The 14,697-nt window shown below is 72.0% G+C and carries 15 protein-coding genes; all 15 read right to left on the bottom strand.

Translation table 11 applies throughout. From position 1 onward, the window contains the following. Positions 1 to 71: 71 nt before the first annotated feature. Positions 72 to 401 carry a histone-like nucleoid-structuring protein Lsr2 gene (locus tag JOF44_RS19930; protein WP_209895443.1) on the bottom strand — a complete coding sequence of 110 codons (330 nt, stop codon included), beginning with the start codon at positions 399 to 401 and terminating at the stop codon, positions 72 to 74. A 130-nt stretch (positions 402 to 531) separates the two neighbouring features. Continuing rightward, positions 532 to 699 (bottom strand): hypothetical protein, encoded by a 168-nt coding sequence (locus JOF44_RS19925; protein ID WP_209895441.1) that lies wholly within the window; start codon positions 697 to 699, stop codon positions 532 to 534. 1 nt (position 700) lies between these two features. After that, positions 701 to 2,209: a lysine--tRNA ligase gene (gene lysS / locus JOF44_RS19920; RefSeq protein ID WP_209895439.1), complete on the bottom strand. Its 1,509-nt coding sequence runs from the start codon at positions 2,207 to 2,209 to the stop codon at positions 701 to 703. 43 nt (positions 2,210 to 2,252) lie between these two features. Then, positions 2,253 to 3,170 carry a pantoate--beta-alanine ligase gene (panC, locus tag JOF44_RS19915; protein ID WP_209895437.1) on the bottom strand — a complete coding sequence of 306 codons (918 nt, stop codon included), beginning with the start codon at positions 3,168 to 3,170 and terminating at the stop codon, positions 2,253 to 2,255. Positions 3,171 to 3,186: 16 nt separating this feature from the next. Further along, on the bottom strand, positions 3,187 to 4,086 hold the full coding sequence (locus JOF44_RS19910; RefSeq protein ID WP_209895436.1) for a Rossmann-like and DUF2520 domain-containing protein: 900 nt from the start codon (positions 4,084 to 4,086) through the stop codon (positions 3,187 to 3,189). Continuing rightward, positions 4,083 to 5,837: a PH domain-containing protein gene (locus JOF44_RS19905; protein WP_209895435.1), complete on the bottom strand. Its 1,755-nt coding sequence runs from the start codon at positions 5,835 to 5,837 to the stop codon at positions 4,083 to 4,085. Before JOF44_RS19905 ends, JOF44_RS19910 begins: the two co-directional genes overlap by 4 nt. Continuing rightward, positions 5,834 to 6,403 (bottom strand): PH domain-containing protein, encoded by a 570-nt coding sequence (locus JOF44_RS19900; protein WP_209895434.1) that lies wholly within the window; start codon positions 6,401 to 6,403, stop codon positions 5,834 to 5,836. The genes JOF44_RS19905 and JOF44_RS19900 overlap by 4 nt, the downstream gene beginning before the upstream one ends. 86 nt (positions 6,404 to 6,489) lie before the next feature. Then, positions 6,490 to 6,999: a DUF3180 domain-containing protein gene (locus JOF44_RS19895; protein WP_209895433.1), complete on the bottom strand. Its 510-nt coding sequence runs from the start codon at positions 6,997 to 6,999 to the stop codon at positions 6,490 to 6,492. Further along, positions 6,996 to 7,943, bottom strand: a complete 948-nt coding sequence (gene folK, locus JOF44_RS19890) for a 2-amino-4-hydroxy-6-hydroxymethyldihydropteridine diphosphokinase (RefSeq protein ID WP_342591868.1) — start codon at positions 7,941 to 7,943, stop codon at positions 6,996 to 6,998. The genes JOF44_RS19895 and folK overlap by 4 nt, the downstream gene beginning before the upstream one ends. Further along, on the bottom strand, positions 7,940 to 8,803 hold the full coding sequence (folP, locus tag JOF44_RS19885; RefSeq protein WP_342591867.1) for a dihydropteroate synthase: 864 nt from the start codon (positions 8,801 to 8,803) through the stop codon (positions 7,940 to 7,942). Before folP ends, folK begins: the two co-directional genes overlap by 4 nt. 4 nt (positions 8,804 to 8,807) lie before the next feature. Beyond that, positions 8,808 to 9,374 (bottom strand): GTP cyclohydrolase I FolE, encoded by a 567-nt coding sequence (folE, locus tag JOF44_RS19880; protein WP_209895432.1) that lies wholly within the window; start codon positions 9,372 to 9,374, stop codon positions 8,808 to 8,810. A gap of 1 nt (position 9,375) precedes the next feature. Continuing rightward, complete coding sequence (gene ftsH / locus JOF44_RS19875) at positions 9,376 to 11,574, bottom strand: ATP-dependent zinc metalloprotease FtsH (RefSeq protein WP_209895431.1); 2,199 nt, start codon at positions 11,572 to 11,574, stop codon at positions 9,376 to 9,378. A gap of 1 nt (position 11,575) precedes the next feature. Then, a complete protein-coding gene (hpt, locus tag JOF44_RS19870) occupies positions 11,576 to 12,130 on the bottom strand; it encodes a hypoxanthine phosphoribosyltransferase (RefSeq protein ID WP_209895430.1) in 555 nt (184 codons plus the stop codon). 45 nt (positions 12,131 to 12,175) lie between these two features. Next, on the bottom strand, positions 12,176 to 13,270 hold the full coding sequence (gene tilS / locus JOF44_RS19865; protein ID WP_209895429.1) for a tRNA lysidine(34) synthetase TilS: 1,095 nt from the start codon (positions 13,268 to 13,270) through the stop codon (positions 12,176 to 12,178). Then, a complete protein-coding gene (locus JOF44_RS19860; protein WP_209895428.1) occupies positions 13,270 to 14,679 on the bottom strand; it encodes a D-alanyl-D-alanine carboxypeptidase/D-alanyl-D-alanine-endopeptidase in 1,410 nt (469 codons plus the stop codon). The genes tilS and JOF44_RS19860 overlap by 1 nt, the downstream gene beginning before the upstream one ends. Between the last annotated feature and the right edge of the window lie 18 nt (positions 14,680 to 14,697).

Genomic DNA, 14,697 nt, shown 5'->3' with positions numbered 1-14,697 from the left:
GAGCCCGTCACCGGCATCGGCGACGGGCTCTCGGACGATCGGGGATGGATCCCCGGATGAGGGGGACGCGATCAGTTCGCGTGCGCCTCCTCGTAAGCCTTGCGGATCGTGCCCGAGATGCGCCCGCGGTCGGGGACCTCGTAGCCGGCCGAGCGGGCCCACTCGCGGATCCGCGCGGAGTCGTTCGAGCTGCCTCCGCGCGATCCCGTGCCACGGCTGCGGCGGCCGCCGACGCGGCGGGCCTTCGCGACCCAGCCGTCGAGCTCCTCGCGGAGCTTGCGGGCATTGTCCTCGGACAGATCGATCTCATAGGCGACGCCGTCGACGGCGAAGCTCACGGTCTCCGCGGCAGTACCGCCGTCGAGATCGTCGACGAGCTCCACGTAAGTCTTCCGTGCCATAGGGGTTCTCCCTCGCTGATGTGGGTATTCAGGGCCGACGAAGCCGTGCGGCGCCGTCGGCGTGATCCAGTATCAACGAGTAACGGTCAGATATCAATCCGAACCTCAGGAATGTGGAAGCACGGTGACGCTATTCATCCGAGTCGTGCAGTTCCCGGTAATCTTGATCGGCCTGACGCTGGGCCTCGCGTTCCCGTCGATCGGAGCGCAGAATGGCACGCATCACGAACCAGAACAACAGGCCCACCCCGATCGACGGGAGCAGAGAACCTGCTTCGTACCAGAATCCGCTGTCCATCTCAGGCCTCCGGCTTCACGAGGGGGAACAGGATCGTCTCGCGGATCCCCAACCCGGTCAACGCCATGAGCAGGCGGTCCAGGCCCATGCCCATGCCACCCGTCGGCGGCAGCGCATACTCCATGGCCTCGAGGAAGTCCTCGTCCAGGCGCATCGCCTCGTCATCGCCCTGGGCGGCCAGAGCCGCCTGCTGGGCGAAGCGCTCACGCTGGATGACGGGGTCGACGAGCTCGGAGTACCCGGTGCCCAGTTCGAAACCGCGCACGTATAGGTCCCACTTCTCGACCACGCCCGGGGTCGAGCGGTGCTCGCGCACCAGCGGGCTGGTCTCGACGGGGAAGTCCCGCACGAACGTCGGCTCGTAGAGGTGATCGCCCACGCGGTTCTCGAACAGCTCCTCGACGAGCTTGCCGTGACCGAACCTGGGGTGATCGAGATCCAGACCCAGCGAACGGGCGATCTCACGCAGATGCTGCGGGGCGCTCTCGGGGGTGATCTCCTCACCGAGCGACTCGGAGAGGGAACCATAGACGGTGATGTTCGCCCATTGTCCGGAGAAGTCGTATTCGCTGCCATCCGCCAGCGTCACCACCTGGGAGCCGGTGGCGCGCTCGGCCGCCTCTTGGACGAGGATGCGGGTCAGGTCCCCGATCGTGTCGTAATCTCCGTACGCCTGATACGCCTCGAGCATCGCGAACTCGGGGGAATGGGTGGAATCAGCACCCTCGTTGCGGAAGTTCCGGTTGATCTCGAAGACGCGCTCGAGACCGCCGACGGCCGCGCGCTTCAGGAACAGTTCAGGGGCGATCCGCAGGAAGAGGTCCAGGTCGAAGGCATTCATGTGGGTCACGAAGGGACGTGCCGCGGCACCCGAGGGGATCACCTGCAGCATCGGCGTCTCGACCTCGACGAAATCGCGGTCGTGGAAAGAGGTGCGCAGGGAGTGCATCACCTCGGCGCGCTGACGCACGGTGTCCCGTGCCTGCTGGCGCACGATGAGGTCGACGTAGCGGTGGCGGACCTGCGATTCCTCGGACAGCTCCGCGTGCAGGACCGGCAGCGGGCGGACGGCCTTGGCGGCCATCTGCCAGGCATCGGCGAACACGCTCAGCTCGCCGCGGCGGGAGGCTCCCACCCTGCCGTGGAAGAAGACGTGGTCGCCGAGGTCGACGTCGGCCTTCAGATCGGCCAGACGCTGCTCCCCGAGCACCGCGAGGGAGGCCATGATCTGCAGGCGTCGGCCCTCGCCGTCCTGGACCGTGACGAAGGCGAGCTTGCCGGTGCTGCGCAGGAACACCACGCGCCCGGCGACGCCGACGAGGTCGTCCGTCTCCTGACCGGCCTCGAGGTGTCCGTATCCCTCGCGCACCGCGGCGATCGTCGTCGTCACCGGGACCGAGACCGGGTAGGCCTCCTCCCCGCGCTCCAGCAGTCGCTCCCGCTTGGACTTGCGGACCGCGACCTGGTCGGAGGTGTCCGTCGGGTCGGAGGCAGGCGCGTTCTCGTTCATGGTCTCCATTGTCGCATCACTGCCCGCCGGAGAGCCCGCCGGCTCAGGGTGCTGTCGCCTCCACCACAGCGGCGTCGAGCAGGCGGGTGCCCTCGACCCGTCCGGCGAGGGTCACGAGCACCTCGCCGCGGTGGTCCTCGGCGATCTCCTCGAGGGTCGCGGGGTCCAGAGCCAGGGCGTAGGCCCAGTCGATCTCGGCGCGGGCCAGTGCCCGCTCCAACGCCGCACGGATCGCCGCGACCGATGGCGCTGCGGCCTGTGCGGCCGCGATCGTGCGGGACAGGGCCAGCGCCTGCTCCCGGCCCGCTGCGGTGAGGTAGACGTTGCGGCTGGAACGGGCCAGGCCCGTCGGCTCGCGCTGGATCTCGACCGGTTCGATGCGCACCGGCAGGTCGAGGTCGGCGGTCAGGCGCCCGATGATCGCCAGCTGTTGGGCGTCCTTGCGGCCGAACACGGTGACATCCGGGGCCGTCAGGTGCAGCAGCTTCGCGACGACGGTGACCACGCCGTCGAAATGGCCCGGGCGGGCCGCTCCCTCGAGCACCCTGCCGGCCCGGCCCGCGGACACCGAGACCGTCGGGGGCAGCACCGGGTACATCTCCTCGACGCTCGGGGCGAAGACGAGGTCCACCAGGCCGTCGACGAGGGCGAGGTCCTCTGCGAGAGGTCGCGGATACGCCGCGTAGTCCTCCCCCGGCCCGAACTGGAGCGGATTGACGAAGTCGGTGAGGATCACGTGGTCGGCGATCTCCCGGGCGCGCCGGACCAGGGCCAGGTGCCCGCCGTGGAGGGCCCCCATGGTGAACACCGCGGCGACGGTGCCGCCCAGCGCCGCCCGAGCGGCGCGCAGCTCCGCCTTCGTGGTGATCAGCGTGGTGGTCGGGCGCTCGCCCCGCGCGCTCCGGGCATGCGCGAGCCGATCGGACCCGGGGCCCTGGTCCTGATCGTGGTCCTGGATCATGCGTCCTCGTCCTGGGTCATGCGTCCTCCGTCGGCGGGTCCTCGAGCAGCTCCCGGATCTGCGCCCGGGTCTCCTCCGGGAGTCTCGCACGGGTCAGGGCGGCCCGCGCGAGAGCGCGGTAGGTGTCGCTGGTGTCGCCGCGGCGCCCATCGATCCCGGTCGCATCGAGGTCGTCGAGGGCGTCGAGGTGTGCGGTCACGGTCCCGGCGTCCCCGCGCATCACGGGGCCGGTGAGCGCCCGCGATCCGTGCCGCAGGGACTCGTCGAGGGCGGCCTCCAGCAAAGGGCGCAGGTACGCCCCGGGGTCCTCGATCCCGAGTCGCGCCAGGGCCTCGCGGGCCTGGTCGACGAGGACCACGAGGTGGTTCGCGGCGTGGGCGAGGGAGGCGTGGTAGAGCGGACGATCGCCCTCGGCCAGCACCACGGCCTCGCCCCCGAGCTCGACGACGAGGGCGCCGGCGACCGGGAGGAAGGTGGGTGAACCGGTGATCGCCATCGGGCAGCCGATCAGCCGGGACAGGTCCGCGCGGGTCCCGGTGAACGTCATGGCGGGGTGGAGGGCGAGGGTGGCGCTGCCTGCCCGGGCCAAGGGGTCGAGCACCTGGGTCCCGTAACGGCCGGAGGTGTGCACGACCAGCTGTCCTCCCGGGGACAGGCCGGTGGCGGCGATGCCGGCGGCGAGCGGGCCCAGCTGGTCGTCGGGGACGGCCAGCAGCAGCATCTCGCTGCGTTCGACGATCGCCGGCACGTCCAGCAGCGGAACACCCGGCAGCAGGTCCTCGGCGCGTTCGCGGGAGGCGTCCGAGACGGCGTAGGCACCGGTGATGGCGTGTCCCTCGGCGCGCAGGGCGGCACCGAGGACGGAGCCCACGCGACCGGCGCCGATCACCCCGATGCCGAGTCGGGGCGTACTCATCGATCCTCCCGAGGTGCATCCGTGGGCTCATCAGCAGCGGTGGCGGCGGCATCCACCGCGACCGTCCGGAACGCGGCGGTCTCGTCTCCCTCGCCGCTGTCGCCGCGGTCGATGGCGGCGACCTCGGCGACGCCGGGCGCTCGGCGTCCCAGCGCGGGCTGGGGCCACTGCTCGCGGTCCCGGTAGCGTCGCAGCGTGCGGGCGTCGCGGGCCAGGACCGCGTGCAGGGCGCGGGCGTCCTCGCGGGCGAGCCCCGTGAGGCGCTCATCGGTGTCCCCTGCGACGCCCACAGCCAGGTCGAGCACCCCGAGCCGGCGGCCGAACGGGTCGTCCTCGAGCGTGAGCCCCTGGACGCGCTCGCGCGGGATGATCGCGACCGTCCTGGCCAGCAGTCCGCTGCGGTGGATCAGCGCTCCTGGCAGCAGCACGGTGACCTCGGTGCGACGGGCGATCCAGAACGGCCGCACCGGGGTGCGCAGCCCCTCGATATCGCGTGCCCGCGCCGTGAGCAGGTGCTCGAGCGTCTCGAGGTCGTCGCTCGTCCCCAGCGGGACCGCGAGGTGGCCGAGCGTGGCCCCCAGCTCGTCCGGGGTGCCGACGGGCAGGACGTTCTCGGCGCCGTTCTCCCCGGCGTCGTCGATCCCGGAGACGGTCACGGACACGGCGGTCCAGGCGGGACCGCGCCACAGCAGCGGCCGACGCAGCACGAAGCGCTGGATGCGCCCCGAGGCGATGTTGTCGGTACGGGTGTTCGCGAGGCCGCGGCGCATCCGCAGGCCGCGATCGGTGTGGCGGGAGACGAAGCCCCAGCCGGACTCGATCCGTCCGAAGACGTACTTCGGGATCGTGATCGCCGTGGGCAGCAGGGCGATGATCACCGCGAAGGAGAAGCCGTCCTGCCAGAGGGCGAGGGAGATCGCGACGCCGACGCCGACGATGCTCATGATCGTGCCGAGGAGGAACCCGAGATCCCGCAGCAGCGAGCGCACCAGACGGCCCGTGGGGATCTTCGCGATCAGCTCGCCGTCGGTCACGCCGTCATAGAGCACGTTCTCGAGCGTGCCGGTCCCGGCACGCTCTGCCTGCTCCTCCAGCGGCTGCCCGTCCCCGCTGCCGGTCTCCGCCTCCGACCCGGCACCGGCTCCCCCGGGGGAGGGGGGCGCCCCCTCGGCGGCCGGCCCCGGGAGGGCGGCGATGCCGAGGATCCGGCGCCGCAGCCGCTCGGCGTCGGCGGAGCGGATGTACTCGATGTCGAGGTAGGACTCGCCGCCGCCGGCGAGCTCGACCCGCACCTTGGCCAGTCCGAGCACCCGCGCCAGCAGCGGGCGCTCGACGGAGACGGACTCGATCCGGGCGCGGGGAGCGTACTGACGGGACTTGCTGATCATTCCGGTGTGCAGGGAGACCCCGTCGTCGTCGACCGCATAGGTCATGAACCACCAGCTGATGCCGGACAGCGCGATGGCGACGACGATCGCCGCGACCAGCACGCCGGCGCCGATCAGCGCGCGGGTCACGGTGAAGTCCTCGACCAACCGGGCGATGTTCTGGGCGGAGATCACCGCGACGATGCCGACGACGATCTTCCAACCGGTCACCAGCGGCGTGATCGGGTGGGTGCGGCGGCGGGGAGTCGGCGGCGCGGCAGGATCCGACGGGGCGGCGTCCGGCGCGGCGGCGCCCGACGGGTCGGAGTCTGCGGGAGCGGGGCCCGGCGGGGCGGAGCCCGGATGCTGCTCGGGCGTGCTCACAGGGCGGCCATGATCTCGATGCCGCGGTCGGTCACCATCGCGCGCAGGCGTTCGGCCTCCTGCCGGGGCAGGCCGGGCAGCACCACGGTCGAACCGCCCGCCGCGGTGCTGACCGAGAGCTTCGCGAGCCCGTAGCGGCGGTCCACCGGGCCCTCGTCGATCTTCACGGACTGCACGCGGCCGTAGGGGAAGGTGTGCACGGCGCGGAACATGATGCCGCTGGCGATCGTGAGGTCCTCCTCGGCGTCCAGGTAGCCGATGGCCCGGACCCGGCGCGGGGTGAGCAGGAGGCTCTGGAGCAGGATGATCAGGGGCAGCAGGGCGATCAGGGCGAGCCACCACAGACCGGTCAGCGCTGCGGCGACGATCGCGCCGGCGATCATGAGCACCCAGATCACGTAGGCGGCGATGCTCGCCACGTAGCGGGCGCGGACCAGGAGCGGAGAGACCGGGCGCAGCGCGTCGGCGCCGAGGAGGCCCTCGGGGTCGTCGCTCATCGGGTCTCCCGCGGGAGCGAGGTGCACCGGCTGGGCAGGTCGCTCGACGGGGTCGGGGATGGTGCTCATGGGCACCATCGTGTCACCTCGCCGTCCGGGGATGCTCCGACCCCGGTGGGCACGTCCTCCGTCGAAGGTCGGTCCCGCCGCGGGGTTCAGCGGCCGACGCCGGCGCTCTCGGTCGGACTCTCGCCGTCCTCCGGGGGCAGGCGGCCCCAGCGCTCGACGAGCACGCCGAGCACCCCGAGCACGATCCCGGAGATCGCGGCGGAGCCGGTGGGCAGCGTCGCCCCCACCAGGTCACCGGTTCCGGTCAGAAGCAGGTACAGCACCTGCCCGGTGAAGATGCCGCCGACGACGGCGCCGGTGTAGGCGCAGGCTCGCGCGAGCAGCACGGTGCGGAAGGCGGTGGGCAGATCGATCTGGTACCGGCGCGGGGCGAGGCTCGGCTGCAGGCGGCGCTCCTCGCTCTCGAGCATGTAGCGGCGCAGCGGGAGGCCATAGGCCAGCAGCACCCCCACCAGCACCAGCAGCACCACCGTGGTCAGCCAGCCGGCGATCGGCAGCGAGTGGCCGCGGGCGGCGAGGGTCTCCAGCATCTGCGCTCCGAAACCGGCGCCGACCACGACGATCAGCGCCAGGAGCGGGATGTTCAGCGGCTTCACGAGCGGTCGAACCCCGTCAGGGCAGGGCCGGGGACCAGACCATCGCGGTCCGCGGCGGCCGCGAGCAGAGCGGCCACGGGGCCGTGGCCCGGCAGCTCCGCGCTCGGTCGGGCAGCATGCCAGGGCCCGAGGACGAAGGCGCGCTGGTGCGCGCGCGGGTGCGGGAGCGTCAGCTCCTCGTCGTCGCTGCGGAGCTCGCCGTAGGTGATGACGTCGACGTCCAGGGTGCGCGGCCCCCAGCGCATCAGGCGCTCGCGACGAGCGGCGCGTTCGGCGCGGTGGGCGGCCTCGAGCAGCTCGAAGGGCCCCAGCGTGGTGAGGACGCCGAGCGCCGAGTTGAGATAGGTGCCCTGCCCGTCGGGGCCGCCCACGGGGGCGGTCTCCAGCACGGGCCCGGTCCATGCGATCTCGATGCCGTCGGTGTCCGCGAGCAGCTCGAGGGCACCGACCAGGTGCGACTCGCGGTCCCCGAGATTGGTGCCGAGGGCGAGCACGGCCGGAATCGGCGCGGCGTCCCGCTCGATGGTGATCGCGACGTCCCCGACGGGGCGTCCGACGGGGGCCGCGGGCTTGTGCACGCGCACCCCGACGCGGCGCACCAGCGGGTGGCCGGTGCCGGTGAGGATCCGCGTCGCGATCGACTCGGCGAGGGTCTCCACCAGATCGTGGGGGCCGCCGCCGATCTCCTCGGCCACCGCGGCGGCGACCTCGGCGTAGTCGACGGTGCGTGAGAGGGCATCGGTGCGTCCGGCCGGGGCGGTCCAGAGATGCAGAGTCACGTCGACGACGAACTGCTGGCCGAGCTCCTTCTCCGCGGCGAGCACGCCGTGGTGTCCCCAGGCCCGGATCCCGGTGACCTCGATGCGGTCGAGCCGCCCGTGCTCGGGCCCGGGGCGGGCGGGGCCGGGCCGTCCGTCGGCGGTCATCGGTCCGTCGGCGGTCATCGGCGCAGGCTCCGACGCAGACGGTCCCCGACGCGCACGGCGGCGAGCGAGGAGGGGACCTCGTGGACCCGGACGGCCCAGGCGCCGTGCTCGGCGCTGTAGGCGCTGATGGCGGCGGTGGCGGCGTCGCGGTCGACGCCCAGGGAGCTGACGAAGCGTTTGCGGGAGGCACCGATGAGGATCGGCAGCTGGTGGGAGGCGATCCCTGCCCAGTCGGCCAGCACGTCCCAGTTCTGCTCGCCGGTCTTGGAGAACCCGAGGCCGGGATCGGCCACCAGGAAGCGGTCCTCCACCCCGGCCTCGCGCAGGGCGGTCAGACGGTCCTCGAGCTCGGTGGCGGCCTCGCGCGGCGCATCGTCGTAGACCGCCAGCTCGTTCATGACGTCGCTGTGCCCGCGCCAGTGCATGGCGATGAACACGGGCGGGGTGCCGGAGCGCGTGCGCAGGCGGGCCGCCTCGGCGCCCATGTCCACGTCGGCACGTCCGGCGGAGACGTCGTTGACGATGAGGGCGCCGGCGGCCACGCTCGCGGCCGCGACGGACGAGCGCATGGTGTCGACGCTGACCACGATGTCCTCGGCCGCCAGGGCATCGATCACGGGCAGGATCCGGCGCAGCTCCTCGTCCTCGTCGACCCGGGGCGCCCCCGGGCGGGTGGACTCGCCCCCGACGTCGACGATCGCCGCCCCCTGGGCGGTCAGCAGGCGGCCGTGCGCGATCGCGTCGGACGTCGCGAAGTGCTCCCCGCCGTCGGAGAACGAGTCGGGGGTGACGTTCAGGACGCCCATCACCAGGGTGTCGTCCCCCCGGAGTCGCTCGGGGAGTCCGTCCGGACGGGGGCGCGGCGCCGCGGTGCTCACGTCGTCAGCCCCTGTTGATGAGGCTCATGGCCTCGGCCCGGGTGCTCGAGTTCTCGCGCAGCATGCCCCGCACCGCGCTGGTGACGGTGCGGGCGCCCTCGGCGCGCACGCCGCGCATCGACATGCACATGTGCTCGGCCTCGATCACGACGATGGCGCCGCCCGCCCCGAGCTCGACCATCAGCGCGTCGGCGATCTGGGAGGTCAGGCGCTCCTGGACCTGCGGACGGCGCGCGTAGACGTTCACCAGGCGGGCGAGCTTGCTCAGTCCGGTCACCGCGCCGCCGTCGGGGATGTATCCCACGTGGGCGACGCCGACGAACGGCAGCAGGTGGTGCTCGCACATCGAGTGGAAGCCGATGTCGCGGACCAGCACCAGCTCCTGGTGGTCGATGTCGAAGGTGGTCGACAGGGGCTGGTGCGGGTCCTGGTCCAACCCCTCGAAGACCTCGGAGTACATGCGGGCGACCCGCGCGGGCGTCTCCAGCAGACCGTCCCGGTCCGGATCCTCGCCGATGCCGGCGAGGATCTCCCGGACCGCTGCCTCGACGCGGGCGTGGTCGACGGCCATGTCAGCGTCCTGTTCCCTCGTCGTTCCCGGTGCCGGGCTCGCGCCCGGACCCCTCGCCGTATCCCTCGTCGCCGCGGGAGGTGTCCGTGCGACCGTATCCCGGTCCGTAGGGACCGTAGGGGCCGGGCCCCTCGGGGCCGTCGCCGTGGGGAGCGCCCGGGATCTCCGGCCGGTCGCCGCCGGGGTGCGGGAGCTCCGGCGGGTTGGGCTGCAGGGGCTCGCCCGCATCGTGCTCCTCGGTGCCGGTGGCCGTGGTGGTCGAGCCGGCCTGCGGCGCCGCCAGCGAGGGGCGGTCCTCGCTGGAGACCCAGACCTCGCGCGGCGGCCGCTTGGTGACGTCGGAGAAGATCGCCCCGAGCTCGTGCTCGTTCAGCGTCTCCTTCTCCAGCAGCTCCTGAACCAGACGGTCGAGCACGTGACGGTTCTCGACGATCACGGACCAGGCCTCGTCCAGAGCGGTGTCCAGCAGCTCCCGGACCTCCTGGTCGATGATGCTCGCGGTCTCCGCGCTGAAGCGGGGGGCCTGCCCCTGCTGCATGCCGACGAACACCTCGTCCTGCTCGCCGGAGAGCGCGACCTGGCCGACGGCCTCGCTCATGCCCAGCTGCATGACCATGGTGCGCGCGATCTTGGTGGCGTTCTGCAGGTCGGAGCTGGGTCCGGTGGTGACGTCGTGGAAGATCGACTCCTCCACGGCGTACCCGCCCATCGCGTAGGCGAGACGGTCCAGCAGCTCGTTGCGCGACTGGTAGTTGCGATCCTGCGTGGGCACCACCATCGTGTAGCCGCCCGCGCGGCCGCGCGGCAGGATCGTCACCTTGGTGACGGGCGCGGAGTTGTTCATGGCCGCGGCGACCAGGGCGTGGCCGCCCTCGTGGTACGCCGTCATCTGGCGCTCGCGCTCGGTCATCACCTTCGAATAGCGCTGCGGGCCCATGGACACGCGGTCCACGGCCTCGTCCAGGGCACGGTCGTCGATGATCTGGTTGCCGCTGCGGGCGGTCAGCAGCGCCGCCTCGTTGAGCACGTTGGCGAGGTCCGCGCCGGACATCCCGATGGTGCGCTTGGCGACGGCCTCGAGATCGACGTCGTGCGCCAGCGGCTTGCCCTTGGCGTGGACGCCGAGGATGTGCAGGCGGCCCTTGAGATCCGGGGCCTCGACCCCGATCTGGCGGTCGAAGCGGCCCGGGCGCAGCAGCGCAGGGTCCAGGATGTCCACACGGTTGGTGGCGGCGATGAGGATGACGTTCTGGTTCTCCTCGAACCCGTCCATCTCCACCAGCATCTGGTTCAGCGTCTGCTCGCGCTCGTCGTGGCCACCGCCCATGCCGGCACCGCGGTGGCGGCCGACGGCGTCGATCTCGTCGACGAAGATGATCGCCGGGGCGTTCTCCTTCGCGGTGGAGAACAGGTCGCGCACGCGGGAGGCGCCCACGCCGACGAACATCTCCACGAAGTCCGAGCCGGAGATCGAGTAGAAGGGCACGTTGGCCTCGCCGGCGACGGCGCGGGCCAGCAGCGTCTTGCCGGTGCCCGGCGGGCCGTACAGCAGCACGCCCTTGGGGATCTTGGCGCCGACGGCCTGGTACCGACCGGGTTCGACGAGGAACTGCTTGATCTCGTCGAGCTCCTCGACCGCCTCCTCGGCGCCGGCGACGTCGGCGAAGGTGACCTTGGGGGCCTCCTTGTTGAACAGCTTGGCCTTGGATTTGCCGAACTGCATGGCCTTGCCGCCGCCGCCCTGGGCGTTCATGATCAGGAACCAGAACAGGCCGATGAAGATCAGCAGCGGCAGGAACGACAGCAGCAGCGTCGACCACCAGGAGCTGGTGGCGATCTCGTCGGTGTAGCCCTTCTCGGGGGCGGCGTCGGTGACTGCCTGCACGATGGCGTCGCCGCGGGCGTCGACGTAGGAGAACCGCACCTGGGTGCCCTTGTTCTCGTCGCCGTCGACGAAGTCCTCGCTGAGGACCAGGTCCACCCGCTGCTGGTTGCCGTCGATGATCTTGGCCTGCTCGACGGTGCCGCCGTCGAGCAGCTCGAGACCCTGTTCGGTGTCGATCTGCTGGTAGCCGTCGCGCCCGAACAGGGAGAAGAGGGCCATGCCCAGCAGGAGGGCGACCAGGATCCAGATCGCGACCCCGGCGAGCGGGCGACGCTTCTTGGACTTGTTCTTGTTCTTGGTGGAGGAGTCCGCCATATCAGTCCTCGTAGATGGAGCGCTCGAGGACGCCCACGTAGGGAAGGTTCCGGTAGTTCTCCGCGTAGTCGAGTCCGTAGCCGATGACGAACTCGTTCGGGATCTCGAAGCCGACGTACTTGACGTCGATCTCGACCCGTGCGGCGTCCGGCTTGCGGAGCAGGGTGGCGATCTCGACGTTGCGGGGTCCGCGCGAGCGGAGGTTGGACAGCAGCCACTTCAGGGTGAGGCCGGAGTCGATGATGTCCTCGACGATGAGCACGTTGCGATCGGTGATGTCGGCGGAGAGGTCCTTGAGGATCCGCACGACGCCGGAGGACTTGGTGCCCGAGCCGTAGGAGGAGACGGCCATCCAGTCCATCTCGACCTTCAGGTCGACCTGGCGGGCGAGGTCCGCCATCACCATCACGGCACCCTTGAGCACGCCCACGAGGATCGGCGGTTCGTCCGCGTAGTCCGCGGTGATCCTCTCTCCGAGCTCGGCGAGCCGATCACGGATCTGCTGTTCGTCCAGCAGGACCCGTTCGACATCAGGGTGGGGGTGCGTCTGGGGCACGCGGATCTCCTCCAGGGGACGTGTTGGGAGTGCGGTCGCCGCGTCTCACGTATCTGTGCGGCGCCACACCAGCAGGCCGTCGCGACGAGCGACTTCGATCCTACCCGGAACGGGTACAGGTGCCTGACCGTGCCATGTGACGACCAGGGCGTCGAGGGCGAGCACCTGTCTGCGCAGCAGGGACTTCGCCGCGCCGGGGGCGCCGGCGGCCCGCGCTGCGCTCTCGGCGGAACGTGAGCCATCGCGCAGGACGCGGGTGCGCAGCGGCGCGGGAGCGGCCGCGAGCGCGTGCACGTCGAGCAGGAGCAGATCTCCCTCCTCGCGGGCCTCGCCCCCGTCCCGGCGCAGGGCGTCGAGCAGATCGCGGGCCTCGCCGTCGAGGTGGTCGACGTCGGGTCGGAGCAGGTCGGCGGTGCGCGCGAGGTTCTCGTCGAGCTGTTCGCCGAGCATCTCCCGCAGCAGCGGCAGCGCCTGGTGCCGCACCCGGGCGCGCAGCATCGTCGTGTCCGCGTTCATCGGGTCCTGCCACCACTCCAGATCGTGCAGGCGGCAGATCTCCTCGGTGTCGGCGCGGCGCAGCGCCGTGGTCTCGTCACGTCCGCTGCCCAGGAAGGGTCGCAGCAGGGGGCCGCGGGAGCGGGGGATGCCGGCCAGGGCGCGGGGACCCGCGCCCCGAGCCAGACCCATGAGCACCTGTTCCGCCTGGTCGTCGAGGGTATGGGCCATGAGCAGGGCGAGTCCGTCGCGGTCGGCGAGCAGGTGGTCCAGGGCGTCGTGGCGTGCGCGGCGGGCGGCGTTCTCGAGTCCTCCGGCGGCGGTGGTCTCGACGCTCACCCGCAGCACGTGCGCGGCCACCCCCAGCCGTTCGGCCTGGCTGCGGGCGCGCTCGGCGACCTGGTCCGAGCCCTCCTGGAGGCCGTGGTCGACGATCGCCGCCTCGGTCTCCAGGCCCATCCGGGACCCGATCCAGGCGGTCGTCGCGAGCAGGGCGAGGGAATCGGCGCCGCCGCTGAGACCGACCAGCAGGCGCGGGGCGAGCTGACCGGCGGCGGTGTGATCGGCCAGCTCCTCGAGCCGGGCGGTGACGGCGACGCGCACGGCGGTGCGGGCGCGCGCGACGACGGGAGGGGGCCCGGCCATCAGGACGCCTCCACCATCTCGGCGGCGACCTCGTCGACCGCGGCGCGGGCGGCGACGGCATCGACCCCGTCGAAGCCGTGCACCACGATGGAGTAGCCGGCCGTGCGCCCGTCCGACAGGACGACGACGCCGGCCAGGGTGGCGGAGCCGCCGAGATAGCCCGTCTTGCCGCGCACCAGGCCGCGTGCGTCCCGGGTGTCGGTCTCGTCGAAGCGGTCGACCAGGGTGCCGGACAGCCCGGCGATCGGGATGTCGAAGAGGATCTGCTGCAGCACCGGAGCGTCCCCGGAGGCGACCTCGCCGAGCACGGCGGCCAGCAGCGCGGGCGGGACCCGGTCGTCCCGGGAGAGGCCGGAGCCGTCGCGGATGTCGAGGCCCTCGAGCATCTGCGGGTCCAGGCCCAGCTCGGCGGCGAGGTCGCGGATCTCCCCCTCGACCGCGGCGGCCGCTCCCCGGGGCGTGGTCTCCTCGCCCCGGGCGTCGGCCACCAGGTGGGCGAGCAGCTCGGCGGTGGTGTTATCGGAGATCAGCAGGGTGTGGCGCACGATCTGCTCCAGCGGCTCGGAGTGCACCTCGACGCTCGGTGCCTCGGCCGGGGCCTGACCGGCGGTGACCTCGCCCTGGACGGTCAGGCCCTGGTCGTCCAGCAGCCGGGCGAACAGCTCCGCGGCGTCGCCGGCGGGGTCGGTGGACTTGGGGCCGTACTGCTCGCCGTCGAGCCATCCTTCCTCGACGGCGAGCGAGGCCGTCGGCGTCACCCAGCCGCCGGCCGGGCCGTTGTCGCCCCAGGCCGGGTTCGAGCCGCCCACGAGGAAGGAGTCGTCCAGGGCCAGCGAGACGCTGGTGGTGCCCTGCTCCTTCGCGAGATCCGCGGCCTGGGCCGCGAGGTCCTCCAGCTGCTGGGTGCTGAGAGTCATGTCACCGCCGCCCTGCAGGGTGATGAGCCCGTCCTGGACGGTGGCCCGGGTGATGAGCACCTCGTCCCCGGTGTAGAGCCGCAGCACGGCGGCGGCGGTCAGGAGCTTGAGGGTGGAGGCCGGTGTGCGGGCGGTCTCGGCATCCCGAGAAGCGAGCACCGCGCCGGTGTCGGCGTCGACCACGCTGAAGGCGAGGTTCCCCTCCACCACCGGCAGGGCGGCCTGGGCCGACATGCGTCCTTCCAGGTCGTCGGCCAGTTCAGGATCCGTCGACGGGGCGACCGCCGGGCCCGGGGCGGGGGCGTCGACCCGCTCCCAGTCCTCCGCCTGCGCTCCCGGCCCGGCGCCGGGCGCCTCGGAGGAGGATTCCAGGGTGAGCACGCCCGGGAAGGCGTCGGTGAGGTCTCCGAGGAGGTAGAAGCTGGCGGGCACGGCGGCGCACAGCACCATCGCCGTGGTGCGCCAGATCCGCTCGGATGTCCGTCTCGCCATGACCTCACGATAAGGTGT

It is taken from the genome of Brachybacterium fresconis, assembly GCF_017876515.1.
In the GTDB taxonomy this organism is placed as follows: domain Bacteria; phylum Actinomycetota; class Actinomycetes; order Actinomycetales; family Dermabacteraceae; genus Brachybacterium; species Brachybacterium fresconis.
This window is presented reverse-complemented; position numbering and strand designations above follow the sequence as displayed.